The organism is Streptomyces thermovulgaris (genome assembly GCF_002155915.1).
Lineage (GTDB): Bacteria > Actinomycetota > Actinomycetes > Streptomycetales > Streptomycetaceae > Streptomyces > Streptomyces thermovulgaris.
The window spans coordinates 18,438-33,753 of the sequence record NZ_MUME01000018.1 but is presented as its reverse complement, the minus strand read 5'-3'; the positions used below and the strand labels follow the sequence as shown (position 1 = coordinate 33,753).

15 protein-coding genes are annotated in these 15,316 nt (G+C 73.6%); 7 read left to right on the top strand and 8 right to left on the bottom strand.

From position 1 onward, the window contains the following. From lpdA to CCN35_RS02240, 3 genes are all read right to left on the bottom strand, one after another. Positions 1–1,228 (bottom strand): dihydrolipoyl dehydrogenase (gene lpdA, locus CCN35_RS02250; RefSeq protein WP_086791350.1); only part of this gene is annotated, 1,228 nt, incomplete at its 3' end. Positions 1,229–1,540: 312 nt separating this feature from the next. Next, positions 1,541–3,094, bottom strand: coding sequence for a leucyl aminopeptidase (locus CCN35_RS02245; protein WP_067391801.1), 1,554 nt, complete (start codon positions 3,092–3,094; stop codon positions 1,541–1,543). Positions 3,095–3,374: 280 nt separating this feature from the next. Further along, complete coding sequence (locus CCN35_RS02240; protein WP_067391798.1) at positions 3,375–4,169, bottom strand: adenosylcobinamide-GDP ribazoletransferase; 795 nt, start codon at positions 4,167–4,169, stop codon at positions 3,375–3,377. Between the two features lie 86 nt (positions 4,170–4,255). Here CCN35_RS02240 and CCN35_RS02235 point away from each other — a divergent pair, with 86 nt between their 5' ends. Beyond that, positions 4,256–5,062 (top strand): hypothetical protein, encoded by an 807-nt coding sequence (locus tag CCN35_RS02235; protein ID WP_067391793.1) that lies wholly within the window; start codon positions 4,256–4,258, stop codon positions 5,060–5,062. Between the two features lie 88 nt (positions 5,063–5,150). Here the strand turns inward: CCN35_RS02235 and cobT are convergent, their stop codons facing one another. Beyond that, positions 5,151–6,290, bottom strand: a complete 1,140-nt coding sequence (cobT, locus tag CCN35_RS02230) for a nicotinate-nucleotide--dimethylbenzimidazole phosphoribosyltransferase (protein WP_067391790.1) — start codon at positions 6,288–6,290, stop codon at positions 5,151–5,153. Between the two features lie 157 nt (positions 6,291–6,447). Here cobT and CCN35_RS02225 point away from each other — a divergent pair, with 157 nt between their 5' ends. Then, positions 6,448–7,524 carry a class I SAM-dependent methyltransferase gene (locus tag CCN35_RS02225; RefSeq protein WP_079129630.1) on the top strand — a complete coding sequence of 359 codons (1,077 nt, stop codon included), beginning with the start codon at positions 6,448–6,450 and terminating at the stop codon, positions 7,522–7,524. On the opposite strand, the gene CCN35_RS02220 is transcribed toward CCN35_RS02225, so the two are convergent. Then, on the bottom strand, positions 7,505–8,710 hold the full coding sequence (locus tag CCN35_RS02220; protein ID WP_067391787.1) for a bifunctional adenosylcobinamide kinase/adenosylcobinamide-phosphate guanylyltransferase: 1,206 nt from the start codon (positions 8,708–8,710) through the stop codon (positions 7,505–7,507). The genes CCN35_RS02225 and CCN35_RS02220 overlap by 20 nt on opposite strands. A gap of 113 nt (positions 8,711–8,823) precedes the next feature. Between CCN35_RS02220 and CCN35_RS02215 the strand changes: the two genes are divergently transcribed. Further along, complete coding sequence (locus tag CCN35_RS02215) at positions 8,824–9,036, top strand: hypothetical protein (RefSeq protein WP_067391784.1); 213 nt, start codon at positions 8,824–8,826, stop codon at positions 9,034–9,036. Between the two features lie 53 nt (positions 9,037–9,089). On the opposite strand, the gene CCN35_RS02210 is transcribed toward CCN35_RS02215, so the two are convergent. The 3 genes from CCN35_RS02210 to CCN35_RS02200 all read right to left on the bottom strand — a co-directional run bounded on the left by CCN35_RS02210 (position 9,090) and on the right by CCN35_RS02200 (position 11,772). After that, complete coding sequence (locus CCN35_RS02210; protein WP_079129629.1) at positions 9,090–10,214, bottom strand: S1C family serine protease; 1,125 nt, start codon at positions 10,212–10,214, stop codon at positions 9,090–9,092. Positions 10,215–10,333: 119 nt separating this feature from the next. Beyond that, entirely contained in the window at positions 10,334–11,089 is a 756-nt protein-coding gene (locus CCN35_RS02205) for a class I SAM-dependent methyltransferase (RefSeq protein ID WP_067391779.1), read from the bottom strand. Positions 11,090–11,172: 83 nt separating this feature from the next. Next, positions 11,173–11,772: a DUF3043 domain-containing protein gene (locus CCN35_RS02200; RefSeq protein ID WP_067392113.1), complete on the bottom strand. Its 600-nt coding sequence runs from the start codon at positions 11,770–11,772 to the stop codon at positions 11,173–11,175. A gap of 302 nt (positions 11,773–12,074) precedes the next feature. On the opposite strand from CCN35_RS02200, the gene CCN35_RS02195 reads away from it, so the two are divergent. The 4 genes from CCN35_RS02195 (at position 12,075) to CCN35_RS02180 (ending at position 15,161) form a co-directional block, all read left to right on the top strand. Beyond that, positions 12,075–12,851, top strand: coding sequence for a PspA/IM30 family protein (locus CCN35_RS02195; protein WP_079129628.1), 777 nt, complete (start codon positions 12,075–12,077; stop codon positions 12,849–12,851). 57 nt (positions 12,852–12,908) lie between these two features. After that, complete coding sequence (gene pspAA / locus CCN35_RS02190; RefSeq protein ID WP_067391776.1) at positions 12,909–13,187, top strand: PspA-associated protein PspAA; 279 nt, start codon at positions 12,909–12,911, stop codon at positions 13,185–13,187. Positions 13,188–13,260: 73 nt separating this feature from the next. Next, positions 13,261–14,484: a sensor histidine kinase gene (locus CCN35_RS02185; protein ID WP_086791346.1), complete on the top strand. Its 1,224-nt coding sequence runs from the start codon at positions 13,261–13,263 to the stop codon at positions 14,482–14,484. Further along, a complete protein-coding gene (locus CCN35_RS02180) occupies positions 14,481–15,161 on the top strand; it encodes a response regulator (protein ID WP_067391770.1) in 681 nt (226 codons plus the stop codon). The genes CCN35_RS02185 and CCN35_RS02180 overlap by 4 nt, the downstream gene beginning before the upstream one ends. The last annotated feature ends 155 nt before the right edge of the window (positions 15,162–15,316 follow it).

Sequence of the window (15,316 nt, the reverse complement as noted above, 5' to 3'; positions counted from 1 at the left end):
CGCCGACCATGTGGACGCCGACCACGGCACCGTCCTTGACCTGGACGAGCTTGATCTCGCCCGCGGTCTTCAGGATCTTGCTCCTGCCGTTGCCCGCCAGGTTGTACTTCAGAGTGACGATCTTGTCCGCGCCGTAGATCTCCTTGGCCTTGGCCTCGGTGAGGCCGACGGAGGCGACCTCCGGGTGGCAGTACGTCACCCGCGGAACGCCGTTGTAGTCGATCGGAACGGTCTTCAGACCGGCCAGACGCTCCGCCACCAGGATGCCCTCGGCGAAGCCGACGTGCGCGAGCTGAAGCGTGGGGACCAGGTCGCCGACGGCGGAGATGGTCGGGATGTTGGTGCGCATGTACTCGTCGACGAGGACGTAGCCGCGGTCCATGGCGACTCCGACCTCCTCGTAGCCCAGGCCCTGGGAGACCGGGGCGCGGCCGACGGCGACGAGCAGGATCTCGGCCTCGAACTCCTTGCCGTCGGCGAGGGTGACCTTGACCCCGTCCTGGGTGTACTCGGCCTTCTGGAAGAACGTGCCCAGGTTGAACTTGATGCCACGCTTGCGGAAGGCGCGCTCCAGCAGCTTGGAGGAGTTCTCGTCCTCGACCGGGACGAGGTGCTTGAGGCCCTCGATGATCGTGACGTCGGTGCCGAAGGACTTCCACGCGGAGGCGAACTCCACACCGATCACGCCGCCGCCCAGGATGATCGCGGACTTCGGCACACGGTCCAGGACGAGAGCGTGGTCGGAGGAGATGATGCGGTTGCCGTCGATCTCCAGACCCGGCAGGGACTTCGGCACGGAACCGGTCGCCAGGAGGATGTGACGGCCCTGGATCCGCTGTCCGTTGACGTCGATGGAGGTGGGGGAGGACAGACGGCCCTCGCCCTCGATGTAGGTGACCTTGCGGGAAGCGATCAGACCCTGCAGGCCCTTGTAGAGGCCGGCGATGACCTCGTCCTTGTACTTGTGGACGGCGGGAACGTCGATGCCCTCGAAAGAGGCCTTGACGCCGAACTGCTCGCTCTCGCGAGCCTGGTCGGCGATCTCGCCCGCGTGCAGCAGGGCCTTGGTGGGGATGCAGCCCCGGTGCAGGCAGGTGCCGCCGACCTTGTCCTTCTCGATCAGGGCGACGTTCAGGCCCAGCTGAGCTCCGCGCAGGGCTGCGGCGTAACCACCGCTGCCGCCGCCGAGGATCACTAGGTCGAAAACGGTGCTGGCGTCGTTCGCCACGTCACGTCCTCCATGCATGTGCGCCGTGCGCCGGTCGTCGGTGACCGGCAGGCGGCTGGTGTCCGGCCGCTTGATTTCCGGCCCTTCGGTGGGGGCCCTGTCCTGCCGACGCCCATCTTCGCATTTGTGGGGAGGGGAGGAGACGCCGGGCTGGAGTGTGAGACACGGCACGTCCGTGACGGACGCCAGGACCACCCGCCGAGGGCGAGGGCACGGGGCCGCGGGGGCGTGCGGCCCCGCCGTGCGGATGCGACCGGTTCGCACACGGCGGAGCCGCCGTACGACGGACGGCCCCGAGCCTGGGGGGCGGGTTCAGCCCAGGGTGCCGGAGGCGGCCCGCTCGGCGAGCCGCACCAGCGTCCGCACCGCGGCTCCCGTGCCGCCCTTCGGCGTGTACCCGAAGGGGCCCTGCTCATTGAACGCGGGCCCGGCGATGTCCAGGTGCGCCCAGGTGATCCCCTCGCCGACGAACTCCCGCAGGAACAGTCCCGCGACCAGTCCGCCGCCCATCCGCTCGCCCATGTTCGCGATGTCGGCGACGGCGGAGTCCATCCCCTTGCGCAGGTGCTCCGGCAGCGGCATCGGCCAGGCGTCCTCGCCGGCCTCCTGGGCCGTCTCGAACACCACGGAGCGGAACGCGTCGTCGTTCGCCATGATGCCGAAGGTCCGGTTGCCCAGCGCCAGCACCATCGCACCGGTCAGGGTCGCGACGTCCACCAGGGCGTCCGGCTTCTCCTGGGAGGCGGCCCACAGCGCGTCCGCGAGGACCAGCCGGCCCTCGGCGTCGGTGTTGAGCACCTCGACCGTCTTGCCGCTGTACATGCGCAGCACATCACCCGGACGGGTGGCGGACCCGGAGGGCATGTTTTCGGCCAGGGCCAGCCAGCCGGTGACATTGACCTCCAGGCCGAGCCGCGCGGCGGCGACGACCGCGGCGAACACGGCGGCGGCGCCGCTCATGTCGCACTTCATCGTCTCGTTGTGACCGGAGGGCTTGAGCGAGATGCCGCCCGAGTCGTAGGTGATGCCCTTGCCGACGAAGGCGAGGTGCTTCTTCGCCTTGGCGGAGGTGTACGACAGCTTGACCAGCCGCGGGGCGGAGGCCGAGCCGGAGCCGACGCCCAGGATGCCGCCGTAGCCGCCCTCGGCGAGCGCCTTCTCGTCGAGCACCTCCACCGTCAGGCCGTGCTCCCTGGCCGCCTGCTGCGCCAGGGCGGCGAACGCGGCCGGGTTGAGGTCGTTCGGCGGGGTGTTGATCAGGTCGCGGGCGCGGTTGAGCTCCTCGCAGACGGCGGTGGCACGCGCGACGGCCGCCTCGTACTCCTTGTCGCGGGGCTTGCCGCCGAGCAGCACGGCCTCGGCGAGCGGGGCCTTGGCGTCCTTGCCGTTGTCCTTGCTGTTCTTGTCGTCCTTGTCGTTCTTGCTGTTCTTGTTCTTGTAGGCGTCGAAGGAGTACGCACCGAGCAGGGCTCCTTCGCCGATCGCGGCGGCGTCGGCGGCGCTTGCGAGCGGCAGCGCGAAGCCGGCCTTCTTGCTCCCGGCGAGGGCGCGGGCGGCGGCGCCGGCGGCCCGGCGCAGCGCCTCGGCCCGGTGGGCGGCGTCCTCCTCGGGCTGCGGGCCGAGACCCACCGCGAGCAGGAGCGGGGCCTCGAAACCGGCCGGGGCCGGCAGTTTCGTCACCTCGCCCTCGGCACCGGAGGCGCCGAGGGTCTCCAGAACGCCGGCGAGCTTGCCGTCGTACGCCTGGTCGACGGCCTCGGCACCCGGTGCGAGGACCGGGCCGTCGTCGCCCTTGGCGACACCGATCACGATCGCGTCGGCCCGCAGGCCGGGGGCCGCGGCGGTGCTGAGAGTGAGAGCAGTCACGGTGGTGAAATCTCGCTTCCCTGTAAAGGTGTGTGGCCGAAAACAGGTGGGTCGACCGGGCCCGACCACCGACCCTAGAACTCCTCTGCGGCGCGGTCTTCACCCGGGCGGGCAAACACCCTCTCCGAGACTACGCGCGTCCCGCCACGGGCCCGCCCGGCGGGTGCGCGCGCACGGGGCGACGACGCCTCATCCTCCGGGCGGGAACGCCGGGTTCGCCCACGGCCGGGGACGGCGGCCGAACCCGCCGCGCCGGACCGCGGGTGCCGGGGCGGCCGTCTCAGCGCAGCGAGAGCACGACCAGGGCGGCCGTGGCCGCCGTCTCGGCGAGAGCGCCGAAGACGTCCCCGGTCACCCCCTGGAAACGGCGCCTGCAACGGCGCAGGAGGAGTTCGGCGGCGGCGAGGGCGGCAAGGACCGACAGAGCGGCAAGGACGCAGACGGACGGGCCGAGGAGGGCGCCCGCCGCCGTCGCCGCCAGCAGCACGGCGAGGGCCGTGCCGACCGCGCCCGGCACGGGCACCACTCCCGCGACCGCGGCGCCCAGCCCCGTCGGCCGGGCGGCCGGGACCCCGGTGCGGGCGGCCAGGGTCAGGGCCAGCCGGGCGACGGTCGCCGAGACGACGGCGGCCAGCGCCCCCCGGGCCCAGGAGCCGTCGTAGGCCCGGGTCAGGGCGGCCACCTGGGCGAGCAGGACGAGGACGAGGGTGATCACCCCGAAGGGACCGATGTCCGACTGCTTCATGATCCGCAGCGCGTCCTCGGCGGGCCTGCCGCTGCCCAGCCCGTCCGCGGTGTCGGCGAGCCCGTCCAGGTGCAGCCCGCGGGTCAGGACGGCGGGGACGGCGACGGTGGCGACGGCGGCGAGCACCGGGCCGGAGCCGAGGAGGAGCAGCACCAGCCCCGCGGCCGCCGCCGCCCCTCCGACCACGAGCCCGGCGAGCGGCGCGCAGAGCATCCCCGCACGTGCGGCCTCGCGGTCCCAGCGGCCGACCCGGACCGGAAGCACGGTGAGGGTGCCGAAGGCGAACCGCAGCCCGTGCGGCGGGGGAACCTGCTGAGGAGTCGTGGTCACCCGGGCAGACTACGGGACCGCCGGCGGGCCCCAGGAGGGCGTCGTGCGAACGGGCGGCGCACCGGGAGGAGCGGCACACTACCCCTATGGGGCACTGGCTGGAGCGCAACATCGTCGAACCCGGGAAACTGCCCCTGCTGCTCGCCCTCACCGCATTCGTCCTGACCTTCGTGGTCACCCGGGTCGTCACCCGGATGATCCGGGCCGGCAAGGGTCCCTTCGGCAATGTCGAGACGGGCGGTCTGCACATCCACCACGTCGTGCCCGGCGTGGTCCTGACCGTCTTCGGCGGGTTCGGGGCGGTCGCCAGCAGCCGGCACGGGTTCGGGGCGGCCGCCTTCGCGGTGGTCTTCGGCATCGGCGCGGGCCTGGTGCTGGACGAGTTCGCACTGATCCTGCACCTGCACGACGTCTACTGGAGCGAGGCCGGCCGCAAGAGCGTCGAGGTCGTCGTCATCACCGCGGCGCTGGTCGGGCTGATGCTCGCCGGGTTCTCCCCGTTCGGCGTCGACGACATGACCGAGGGCGAGCTGCAGAGCCGCGGGACGGTCATCGCCACGGTGGCCGTGAACTTCCTGCTCTCCCTGATGGCCCTCAGCAAGGGAAAGATCCGTATCGCCCTGTTCGGTGTGATCGTCCCGTTCGTCGCGCTGATCGGGGCGGTCCGCCTGGCCCGCCCCGACTCCTGCTGGGCCAGGCGCTTCTACCGCCACCGCCCCCGCGCCCTGTCCCGTGCCGGGCTGCGCGCCCGCCGCCACGACCGCCGCTGGTCCGGTCCCCTTCGGGCCTTCCAGGACTGGATCGGCGGCAGGCCGGACCCGCAGCCGGCCCGCCTCCCGGAACACCAGGAACCCGCGTCACCGCCCCCGCCGCGCCGGCCGCGACCGCCGTGACGGGCCTCTCCCGGCACCGTCCCGGGAGGGCGGGGGAGCAAGGAGGCGGCGGCCGGTCCTCGTCCCCGCCCGGCGCCCTGCTTCTCCTCTACTTCTCGTCCGTTCCGCCTTCCTCCTCCTTCTTCTCCCCCTCTTCCGTCTCCTCCGCCTTTTCCTCTGCCTCCTCCGGCCCGTCCCAGTCCTGCGGGACCTCGGGAAGCTCCGCGGCCAGGGCGGCGGCGGACTGGACCAGGGGGAGGGCCAGCAGGGCGCCCGCCCCCTCGCCGACGGTCACCCCGTGGTCGAGGAGGGGCTCCAGGGCCATCCGGTCCAGGGCCTTGGCCTGGCCGGGCTCGCCGCTGCTGTGACCGGCCAGCCACCAGTCCGGGGCCCGGAACGCCACCCGCTGCCCCACCAGGGCGCACGCGGCCGACACCACGCCGTCCAGGACGACCGGCAGCTTCCGTACCGCGCACTGCAGCAGAAAGCCCGTCGTCGCGGTCAGGTCGGCACCGCCCACCGTGGCCAGCAGCCGCAGCTGGTCGCCGAGCACGGGCCGCGCCCGGCGCAGCGCGTCCCGGATCGCCGCGCACTTGCGCATCCACGTCAGGTCGTCGATGGGCTCGCCGCCGCGCCCGGTCACCACGGAGGCGTCCGTCCCGCACAGCGCGGCGATCAGCACGGCGGCCGGTGTCGTCCCGCCCACGCTGATGTCGCCGAGCACCACCAGGTCGGTGCCGGAGTCGGCCTCCTCGTCGGCCACCGCCATCCCGGCCCGGAAGGCCGCCTCCGCCTCCTGGAGGGTCAGCGCGTCCTCCACGTCGATGCAGCCGCTGCCGCGCCGCACCCGGTGCCGCACGACCTCCGCGGGCAGTGTCTCGGGCGGGCAGTCCAGCGCCATGTCGACCACCCGCACCGGCACGCCGAGCCGCCGGGCCAGCACCGAGACCGGCCGGTCGCCCTCCAGCACCGCCCGCACCAACCGCTCGGCGCCGCCCGCGGGCCGGGCCGAGACGCCCCGCTCGGCGATCCCGTGATCGCCGGCGAACAGCACCACCCGCGGCCGTTCCACCGGCCGCACCGGAACGGCGCCCTGGGCCGCGGCCAGCCACTCACCCAGTTCGTCGAGGCGGCCCAGCGCCCCGGGCGGCACGTTCTGACGCTCCCGGCGTGCCTCCGCGGCATGGCGCACACCGCCGTCGGGACGCTCGATCAGATCGGTGAAGTCGTCGAGATTCAGCGAGCTCATTCGCCGAACAGTACCGGCCCCGGCCGGACGGGGAGACGCCCTGTCGGGGGCACACCCGTACGGAGTCTTTCCACCCGGAACCCCGATCCCCTGCATCCCTCCATGCCTCTTTTGCGGTGAAATGTCCCGCACACCGTTCTCGCTCCGGGAGCCGCCCATGCCGCCCCTGCCGTACGCCCCGCGGTTCTACGACCCGCGCCGCATCGCGTACGCCTCCGAACTCGCCCAGGGCACGCACCGCTTCCAGGAACCGCCCCGCGAGGACTGCCCCTGGTGCGGCTCCCGGCGGCTGCGCACCCGGCTGCGCGCACCGGACCTGCTCCAGCACAAGCCGGGCACCTTCGTGCTCGCCCAGTGCCGGGACTGCGGCCACGCCTTCCAGAACCCCCGGCTCACCCCGGCCGGACTGGCCTTCTACCACCGGGACTTCGACGAGACCGACCCGGAGGGGTTCGCCGACCCGGCGCTCGCGGTCCGCCGCAGCCGCCGGCGGCACCGCTGGGACGCGCACCTGATGCGGGGGGTGGGGGAGCCGGAGGCCTGGCTGGACGTCGGCACCGGCCACGGCCGCTTCCCCGGGGCCGCGCAGGAGGTGTTCCCGTACACCTCCTTCGACGGCCTGGACCCCACCCCGCGCGTGGAACAGGCCCGCGCGGCCGGGCGGGTGGAGGAGGCCCACATCGGCCACCTCGCCGACCCGCACATCGCCGAGCGCCTGCGCGGCCGCTACGACGTGGTCAGCATCTTCCACCACCTGGCCCATGTGCCGGACCCGCGCGCCGAGTTGCGCGGTGCCCTGACCGTGCTGCGCCCCGGCGGCCATCTGCTGGTCGAACTCCCCGACCCGCGCTGCCTGTTCGCCCGGATGCTGGGCAAGTGGTGGCTGCCGCACGGCCAGCCGCGCCATCTGCATCTGCTGCCCCTGCGCAATCTGTGCGCGGAACTGGAGGCCCAGGGCTGCACGGTCCTGGTCACCGACCGCCGGACCCCGCACACCCCCGGCGACCTGTCCGCGGCCGTCGCCCTGGCCCTCGCCCGCGTCCTGCCCGCCGCCGACGCCCCCTGGCGCGAGGTTCCGCCGACCGCCCTCCAGCACACCCTGCGGACCGTCCTGTCCGCCGTGACCAGCCCCCTGGTGGACGTGGCCGCCGCCCTGGACGTCCTGCTGTCCCCCCTGCTGCGCCGGGTCCCCGGCCTGTCCAACGCCTATCGCGTCATCGCCCGCGCAGCGTGACGGCCTGGCCCGCCACCACCAGCAGCACCTGTTCGCACTCCGCCGCGAACGCGGCGTTCAGACGGCCCAGTTCGTCGCGGTAGCGGCGGCCGGAGGCGGTGGCCGGCACGATGCCCGAGCCCACCTCGTTGGAGACGGCGACCACCGTGCGCCGGGTCGTGCGCACGGCCCGGGTCAGCGCGGCCACCCGCTCGCGCAGGGCGCGTTCGCCGCCGCCCGCCCACTCGGCGTCGTCCCAGGCGCCGACGGAGTCCATCGCGTCCGTCAGCCACAGCGACAGGCAGTCGACGAGCAGCGGCGGCCCGTCCTCCTCGAGCAGCGGCACCAGGTCGCACGTCTCCGCGGTGCGCCAGGAGCCCGGCCGCCGCTCCCGGTGCGCGGCGACCCGGGCGGCCCACTCGGGGTCCCCGCCCCGGGACCCGCCGGTGGCGACGTACAGCACGTCCGGGAAGGTCTCCAGCCGCCGCTCGGCCTCCACCGACTTCCCCGAACGCGCCCCGCCGAGCACCAGCGTGCGCCGGGGCACGTCCGGGACCTCCTCGTACGACCCGACCACCAGCGTCGTCCCGTCCGGCACCGCCCGTGCCCCGGCCGCCGCCAGCCGCCGGCGCAGCTCCGCCCCCGGCGGCACGTCGTGGTCCAGGTGGACGGCCACGACGTCCGTGGTCGGCCCCACCGCCCCCGCCGCCCGCAGCCTGGCCAGGGAGTCGGGGCGCCCCACGACGTCCAGGAGGACCAGGTCGTACGGCGTGCCCGGACCCTCCTCCGGGCCGGCCGGTGCCCCGCCCGGCGGCAGATACAGCAGCCGCAGCCCGTCCGGGCCGGTCACCGCGTACCCGGTGCCGGGGGAGTCCAGGGCCACCGCCCGCACCCGGTGCCCCGTCAGCAGCGCCAGTTCCCGCCCGTCCGGCACCCGTCCCGGCTGCGGCAGCCCGGCCGGGACCTCGATGGCCGGCCCGTTGTGCGGGTGGGACAGCAGCACCTGGGCCACACCGCTCAGCGAATGCCCGGCCCGCGCCGCCGCGAGCGCCGCGCCCGGGGTCAGGTCCACCAGCAGCGAGTCGTCCACCAGCAGCGAGGTCGCCGCCCGTGCGTCCGCGCCCAGCGCCGTCGTGCAGGCCGCACAGGGACAGTTAGGGCGGGGCAGTCCCGCGGGGGCACCGGTGCCGAGCAGAGTCACGTCCACGGACCCGATTGTCCAAGGTGCCCGCAGGTCATGCGCGCCCGGCTAGGCTCTGTGCGGGAGCCGGACCGCGAGCCGGCCGACGCTGTGCAGTGTGCTCACCCAGGGAGGCGTACATGGCGGCATGGACGTGGCGGTTCGAGACGGCCGACGGAACGGAGGTCCGGCCCGCGGTGCAGCCCGAGGAGTTCACCACGCAGAGCGACGCGGAGTCCTGGATCGGGGAGCACTGGAGGGAGCTGCGCGACGGCGGCGCGGACCAGGTGCGGCTGTTCGAGGACGGCACGGAGGTCTACGGCCCGATGAGCCTGCACGCCGACCAGTCCTGACGAAGACCCTCGGGGCCGTCCGGAACCGGGGCGGCCCGGCCGGCCCTCCCCGCTCACTGCTCGCCCAGGGTCACCTCCACCGTCCTTCGGGCGCCGTCCCGGGTGAAGGTCACCTGGACCCGCTGGCCCGGCTTGTACGCGGCCAGCGCCTCGGACAGCGAGGTGATGGTGGTGATCTCCCTGCCGCCGAGGCCGACGATGGTGTCCCCGGCCCGGATGCCCGCCTTCTCCGCCGCGCCGCCCGTCTGCACCTCGACGACGGCGACGCCCGCGGGCCGGTAGGCGGCGTCGACGACCGTGCGCCCGGTGATGTCGAGCGCGGCCCGGCCGGAGTCGACGACCCTGCCGTAGCGGATGATCTGGTCGGCGACCGTCTTCACCATCGACGCCGGGATCGCGAAGCCGATGCCGGGCGCCGCGGAGCCGAGCCGGGGATCGGTGGCGGCGAGTGTCGGGATGCCGATGACCTCGCCGTCGAGGTTCACCAGCGCGCCCCCGCTGTTGCCCGGATTGATCGCGGCCGAGGTCTGCACCATGTTGGGGATCGTCGCCCCCGTGCCGCCGCCCTCCCGTCCCTCGCTGACGGTGCGCCCGATCGCCGACACGATGCCCTGGGTCACGCTCGACGACAGCCCCAGCGGCGACCCCATGGCCAGCACGATCTGCCCCACCTGGACCTTCTCGGAGTCGCCGAAGGCGGCGGGCCGCAGCCCCGGGGGCACCTCGTCCAGCTTCACCAGGGCGAGGTCCTGCTCGGGATAGGAGGAGACCAGACGCGCGGTCAGCGTCGCCTCGCTGTTGGCGGTGGTCACCTCGAAGGTGCTCGCACCGCCCACCACGTGCGCGTTGGTGACGATGTGCCCCTTGTCGTCGTACACGACCCCCGACCCGAGCTCCCGGCCGGTCTGGATCTGCACCACCGACGGCAGCACGTCCCTGATCACCTGCAGATAGTCGTTCTGCAGTTCGACGGCCGCCGGGGAGACACCGGCCCGCCGCCCGGCGTCCTCGGCGGCGGAGACGTCCCCGGTGCCGCGGGTCTGCCGGGGACCGGACGAGCCGGTGCATCCGAACAGCAGCACGGCACAGCAGAGCCATGCGAGAAGGGAACCGGCCGACCGGAGAACACGAGCACAGCGACAGGTGCAGTCATGGGCACGGCTGGGGGAGACATCCATGATCCGAGTCTTCCCTCGGGCCGAACGCCCGGCGTGCGGTGTTCACCCGAAAGAGCAGCGGGACGCGCACCGGGACAGGCCCGGCCGCACGGCCGCGCACCCGCACGGCCGGAAGGCGCTCAGCCGCGCACCCCGCACAGATGCAGCAGCGCCGCCACCGCACGGTAGGGATCCGTGCGCCCCGCCAGCTCCTCGGCCGCCAGCAGCACCTCGAGATCCTCCGGCGGCCCGGCGTCGTGCGCCGCCGTGTCCGTGAAGACCCGCACCCCGTACCAGGCGCGCAGCGGCGCCCCGATCCCGGCGAGCGTCGCTCTCAGGTCCGCCAGCCGGTCCGCCCGTGCGTCCGTCTCCGGCAGGGCGTCCGCCTCCGGCCGGGCGGGAGCCGTTCTGCCCGGGGCCGTCCGGGGACGGGGGAGACGGGCCGTCGCCCCGAGGGCGCTCAGCGCCGCCGCCCAGTCCCCCCGCAGCCCCGGGCGCAGCGCCAGTGCGTCGCCGTTGCGCACCAGCAGCGACAGCAGCCCGCCCGGCGCGAGCATCCGCGCCAGCGCCGCCAGCAGCGGGTCCGGTTCCTCGACGTGCATCAGGACGCCGTGGCACAGCACGACGTCGAAGGCGCCCGGAGGGAAGTGCACCCCGGTGTCCCGGCCGTCGCCCTCGACGATCCGCAGCCGTGCCCGTACCTCCTCCGGCTCGGCGGCCAGCGCCCGACGGGCCCGAAGGACCGCCGTCCGGTCCCGCTCCAGCACGGTCACCCGGTGCCCGGCGCGGGCCAGCCGCAGCGCCCGCGCGCCCTGCCCCAGGCCCACGTCGAGCACCCGCAGCCGCTTCCCGGCCGGGAAGCGCTCGGCCAGCTGCTCCTGAAGCTGCCGGGCCACCAGCTCTCGCCGTACGACGTCGCGCAGCCCGCCCGGCCGGTGCAGCCGCGCGTGCGCGGCATCCCCGGGGAAAGCGGCTGTGCTCAGGGCCGCTCCCCGCGCTTGACCTGCGGCTTGGGCAGCCGAAGCCGGCGCATCTGCAGGGAGCGCATCAGGGCGTAGGCGACCGCGCCCCGCTTGTTCTGGTCGGGGAAGCGCTCGTTCAGGGCCTTCCTCAGCCGGAAGCCGGTGACGATCCAGTCCAGGACGATGAGGACGATCACCGCGAGCCACAGCAGCATCACGACGGCCTGCACCGCGGGGTCCCGGACCATGCTCAGCACCAGGATGACCACGGCCAGCGGCAGGAAGAACTCCGCGAGGTTGAACCGCGCGTCGATGAAGTCCCGGGCGAACCGGCGCACCGGGCCCTTGTCGCGCGGCGGCAGATAGCGCTCGTCGCCGGTCGCCAGCGCCTGGCGCTGCCGCTCCAGCTGGGCACGGCGCTCCTCGCGCCGCCGCCGGGCGGCCTCCTTGCGCGTCATCGGCGTGTTGGCGACGCTGCGGCGCCTGCGCTGGGCCTCACTGCGCTTGGGTGTGGGCCGGCCCTTGGGGGCCTGCGGATCACGGGGCTGCTTGGAGACGGTCACCGGCGCCTTCTCGGCGACCGGGGCCTTCTCTTCCTTGGCACGGCTACGGAACACGGAATCCAAGGGTACGGGCTCGTCCCGCATGGACATGCGTCAGGTGGGGAACGATCCGGCAACACCGGTCGTCCATAAAGGAGGGGAGGATGCGCCCGCCGTGGTCCGACGGACCTCAGGGATGAGATCCTCCTTGCGCCGGAGAGGAAGCGGACACAGTCGTTCTTGGGGATGATCGCGTCCGTTCCCGAACAGTGCGGTAATGGATGCAGGGCCCGTACTGTGGGTTCTGTCGCAAGCTGTGTGAGCTGGAGTCCGTCAGAAGGGGGCGCGCGAAGCCCATGAGCGGTGTCATGAAGCGTATGGGGATGATCTTCCGCGCGAAGGCGAACAAGGCCCTTGACCGGGCCGAGGACCCGCGCGAGACCCTCGACTACTCGTACCAGAAGCAGCTGGAGCTGCTGCAGAAGGTGCGGCGCGGTGTCGCGGACGTGGCGACCAGCCGCAAGCGTCTGGAGCTCCAGCTCAACCAGCTGCGGCAGCAGTCCGACAAGCTGCAGGACCAGGGCCGCAAGGCGCTCGCGCTGGGCCGCGAGGACCTGGCCCGCGAGGCGCTCTCCCGCCGCGCCGCCCTCCAGCAGCAGGTGACGGACCTGGAGACCCAGCACGCCACCCTCCAGGGCGAGGAGGAGAAGCTCACCCTGGCGGCCCAGCGTCTGCAGGCCAAGGTCGACGCCTTCCGCACGAAGAAGGAGACCATCAAGGCGACCTACACCGCCGCCCAGGCGCAGACCCGGATCGGCGAGGCGTTCTCCGGCCTTTCCGAGGAGATGGGCGACGTCGGGCTCGCCATCCAGCGCGCCGAGGACAGGACCGCACAGCTGCAGGCCCGGGCCGGTGCGATCGACGAGCTGCTCGCCTCCGGCGCCCTGGACGACCCCTCCGGCATGGCCAAGGACGACATCCAGGCCGAGCTGGACCGGCTCTCCGGCGGTACGGACGTGGAGCTGGAGCTGCAGCGCATGAAGGCCGAGCTGGCCGGCGGGACCTCCGCCGAACGGCAGGCGATCGAGGGCGGCGAGAGCCGGCAGCAGTCCCAGCAGCAGCCGCAGGACACCCCCCGCTTCGACAAGCAGTAGGCCGCGTCGAGGCACACCACGTCACCGACAGCCGGGGCCACGCCGAGGAGGGCGGACATGATCGTACGGATCATGGGAGAGGGACAGGTGAGGCTGTCCGACAGCCATCTTGCCGAGCTCGACAGACTGGACGACGAACTCCTGGCCGAGATGGAGAACGGCGACGGCCCCGGCTTCCGCCGCACCCTCTCGGCCCTGCTGGCCAAGGTCCGCGAGGTGGGCGAGCCCGTGCCGGACGACTCCCTGGAGCCGTCCGAGCTGATCCTCCCGGCTCCGGACGCGACGCTGGAGGAGGTGCGGGCGCTGCTGAGCGACGACGGCCTGATCCCCGGATGAGGAACAGGACGAGGAACACCCGGCAGGCCCCGGTGTTCCGGCGCCCCGCGGCAGCCCCCCACCGGACGCAGACGTGACCACCGCCCTGGACCGCGCCCGCCGCCTGCTGAGAGCACATCCCCTCGCACTGGACGCGGCCCTGGCGGCCGGGGTGCTGGCGTGCATGGTGGCCGGCTCCTTCGTCGACCCCCACGGGGAGCACGGCGTCACCTGGGCCGTCCGCCGGCCCGCACCGCTCAGCCTGGTCCTCATGGCCCTCGGCGCCGCCGCGCTCGTCCTGCGCCGCCGCGCCCCGCGCACGGTCCTCGCCGTCACCGGCACCCTCTCCCTCACGGAATGCGTCACCGGGGACCCCCGCACCCCCGTCGCCATGTCCGCCGTGATCGCCCTGTACACCGTGGCGGTCCGCACCGACCGCCCCACCACCTGGCGCCTGGGTCTGATCACCATGACCGTGCTGACCGGCGCCGCCATGCTCGCCGGATCCCTGCCCTGGTACGCACAGGAGAACGTCGCCATCTTCGCCTGGACCGGCATGGCCGCCGCCGCCGGCGACGCCGTCCGCAGCCACCGCGCCTTCGTGCACGCCATCAGGGAGCGCGCCGAACGCGCCGAACGCACCCGCGAGGAGGAGGCCCGCCGCCGCGTCGCCGAGGAACGCCTGCGCATCGCCCGCGACCTGCACGACGTCGTCGCCCACCGCATCGCCCTGGTCAATGTGCAGGCCGGAGTCGCCTCCCACGTCATGGACAAGCGGCCCGACCAGGCCAGGGAGGCCCTCGCCCACGTCCGGGAGGCCGCCCGCTCCGCACTGGACGAGCTGCGCACCACCGTCGGACTGCTGCGGCAGTCCGGCGATCCCGAGGCCCCCACCGAACCGGCCCCCGGCCTGGACCGCCTCGACGAACTCGTCGACTCCTTCCGCAGCGCCGGCCTGCACGTCGAGGTCGCCCGCACCGACCAGGACACCACCCTGCCCGCCGCCGTCGGCCTGGCCGCCTACCGGATCGTCCAGGAGGCCCTGACCAATGTGCACAAGCACGCCGGTACGGCGGCGAAGGCCGAGGTCAGCATCGTCCGGGTCGGACCGGACATCGAGATCACCGTCCTGGACGACGGAGCCGGCGCGGCCGGCGGCCCGCAGCAGGGCGGCGGACACGGGCTGATCGGCATGCGCGAACGGGTCACCGCCCTGGGCGGCACCCTCACCACCGGCCCCCGCTACGGCGGCGGCTTTCGCGTCCATGCCATCCTGCCGGTCGACAGCCGCACCAGCGCCCCGGGGGACCCCGCATGACGATCCGTGTCCTGCTCGCCGACGACCAGGCGCTGCTGCGCAGTGCCTTCAAGGTGCTCGTCGACTCCGAGCCGGACATGGAAGTGGTCGGCGAGGCCTCCGACGGCGCCCAGGCGGTACGGCTGGCCAAGGAGCGGCGGGCCGACGTGGTGCTGATGGACATCCGCATGCCCGGCACCGACGGCCTCGCGGCCACCCGCATGATCAGCGACGACCCCGACCTCGGCCAGGTGCGCGTGGTCATCCTCACCACCTTCGAGGTCGACGACTACGTGGTGCAGGCGCTGCGCGCGGGCGCCTCCGGCTTCCTCGGCAAGGGCAGCGAGCCCGAGGAACTGCTCAACGCCATCCGTGTCGCCGTCCGGGGAGAGGCCCTGCTGTCCCCGGCCGCCACCAAGGGACTGATCGCCCGCTTCCTCGCGCAGAGCGCCCCGGAGGAGACCGCCGGCGGCCACGGCCCGTCCCGGCTGGACGCGCTGACCGTACGGGAGCGCGAAGTGCTCGTCCAGGTCGCCGGCGGACACTCCAACGACGAGATCGCCAAGCGCCTGGGAGTCAGCCCGCTGACGGTGAAGACCCACGTCAACCGGGCCATGTCCAAACTGGGCGCCCGCGACCGGGCACAGCTCGTCGTCATCGCCTACGAGTCGGGACTGGTACGGCCCAGGGCGGAGTGAACGTACTGCGCTCGGAGTAGGGGCCGGACGCGGAAATGGACCCCAGGGCTACGGAACGCGGCCCTCCCATGGCCCAGGGTGTAAGGGTGCGCCCACTGTGCGTCCGCACGGCCGGCGCCCCTTATCGTTCGTACCGTTTGTTGCTTGCACCGCTC

Excerpts from the sequence above, each read along its gene's own strand:
- CCN35_RS02235 (WP_067391793.1), top strand. The coding sequence starts at position 4,256 with ATGGGGCACTGGCTGGAGCGCAACATCGTCGAACCCGGGAAACTGCCC.
- cobT (WP_067391790.1), bottom strand. The coding sequence starts at position 6,290 with ATGAGCTCGCTGAATCTCGACGACTTCACCGATCTGATCGAGCGTCCC.
- CCN35_RS02225 (WP_079129630.1), top strand. The coding sequence starts at position 6,448 with ATGCCGCCCCTGCCGTACGCCCCGCGGTTCTACGACCCGCGCCGCATC.
- CCN35_RS02215 (WP_067391784.1), top strand. The coding sequence starts at position 8,824 with ATGGCGGCATGGACGTGGCGGTTCGAGACGGCCGACGGAACGGAGGTC.
- CCN35_RS02210 (WP_079129629.1), bottom strand. The coding sequence starts at position 10,214 with ATGGATGTCTCCCCCAGCCGTGCCCATGACTGCACCTGTCGCTGTGCT.
- CCN35_RS02195 (WP_079129628.1), top strand. The coding sequence starts at position 12,075 with ATGGGGATGATCTTCCGCGCGAAGGCGAACAAGGCCCTTGACCGGGCC.
- pspAA (WP_067391776.1), top strand. The coding sequence starts at position 12,909 with ATGATCGTACGGATCATGGGAGAGGGACAGGTGAGGCTGTCCGACAGC.
- CCN35_RS02180 (WP_067391770.1), top strand. The coding sequence starts at position 14,481 with ATGACGATCCGTGTCCTGCTCGCCGACGACCAGGCGCTGCTGCGCAGT.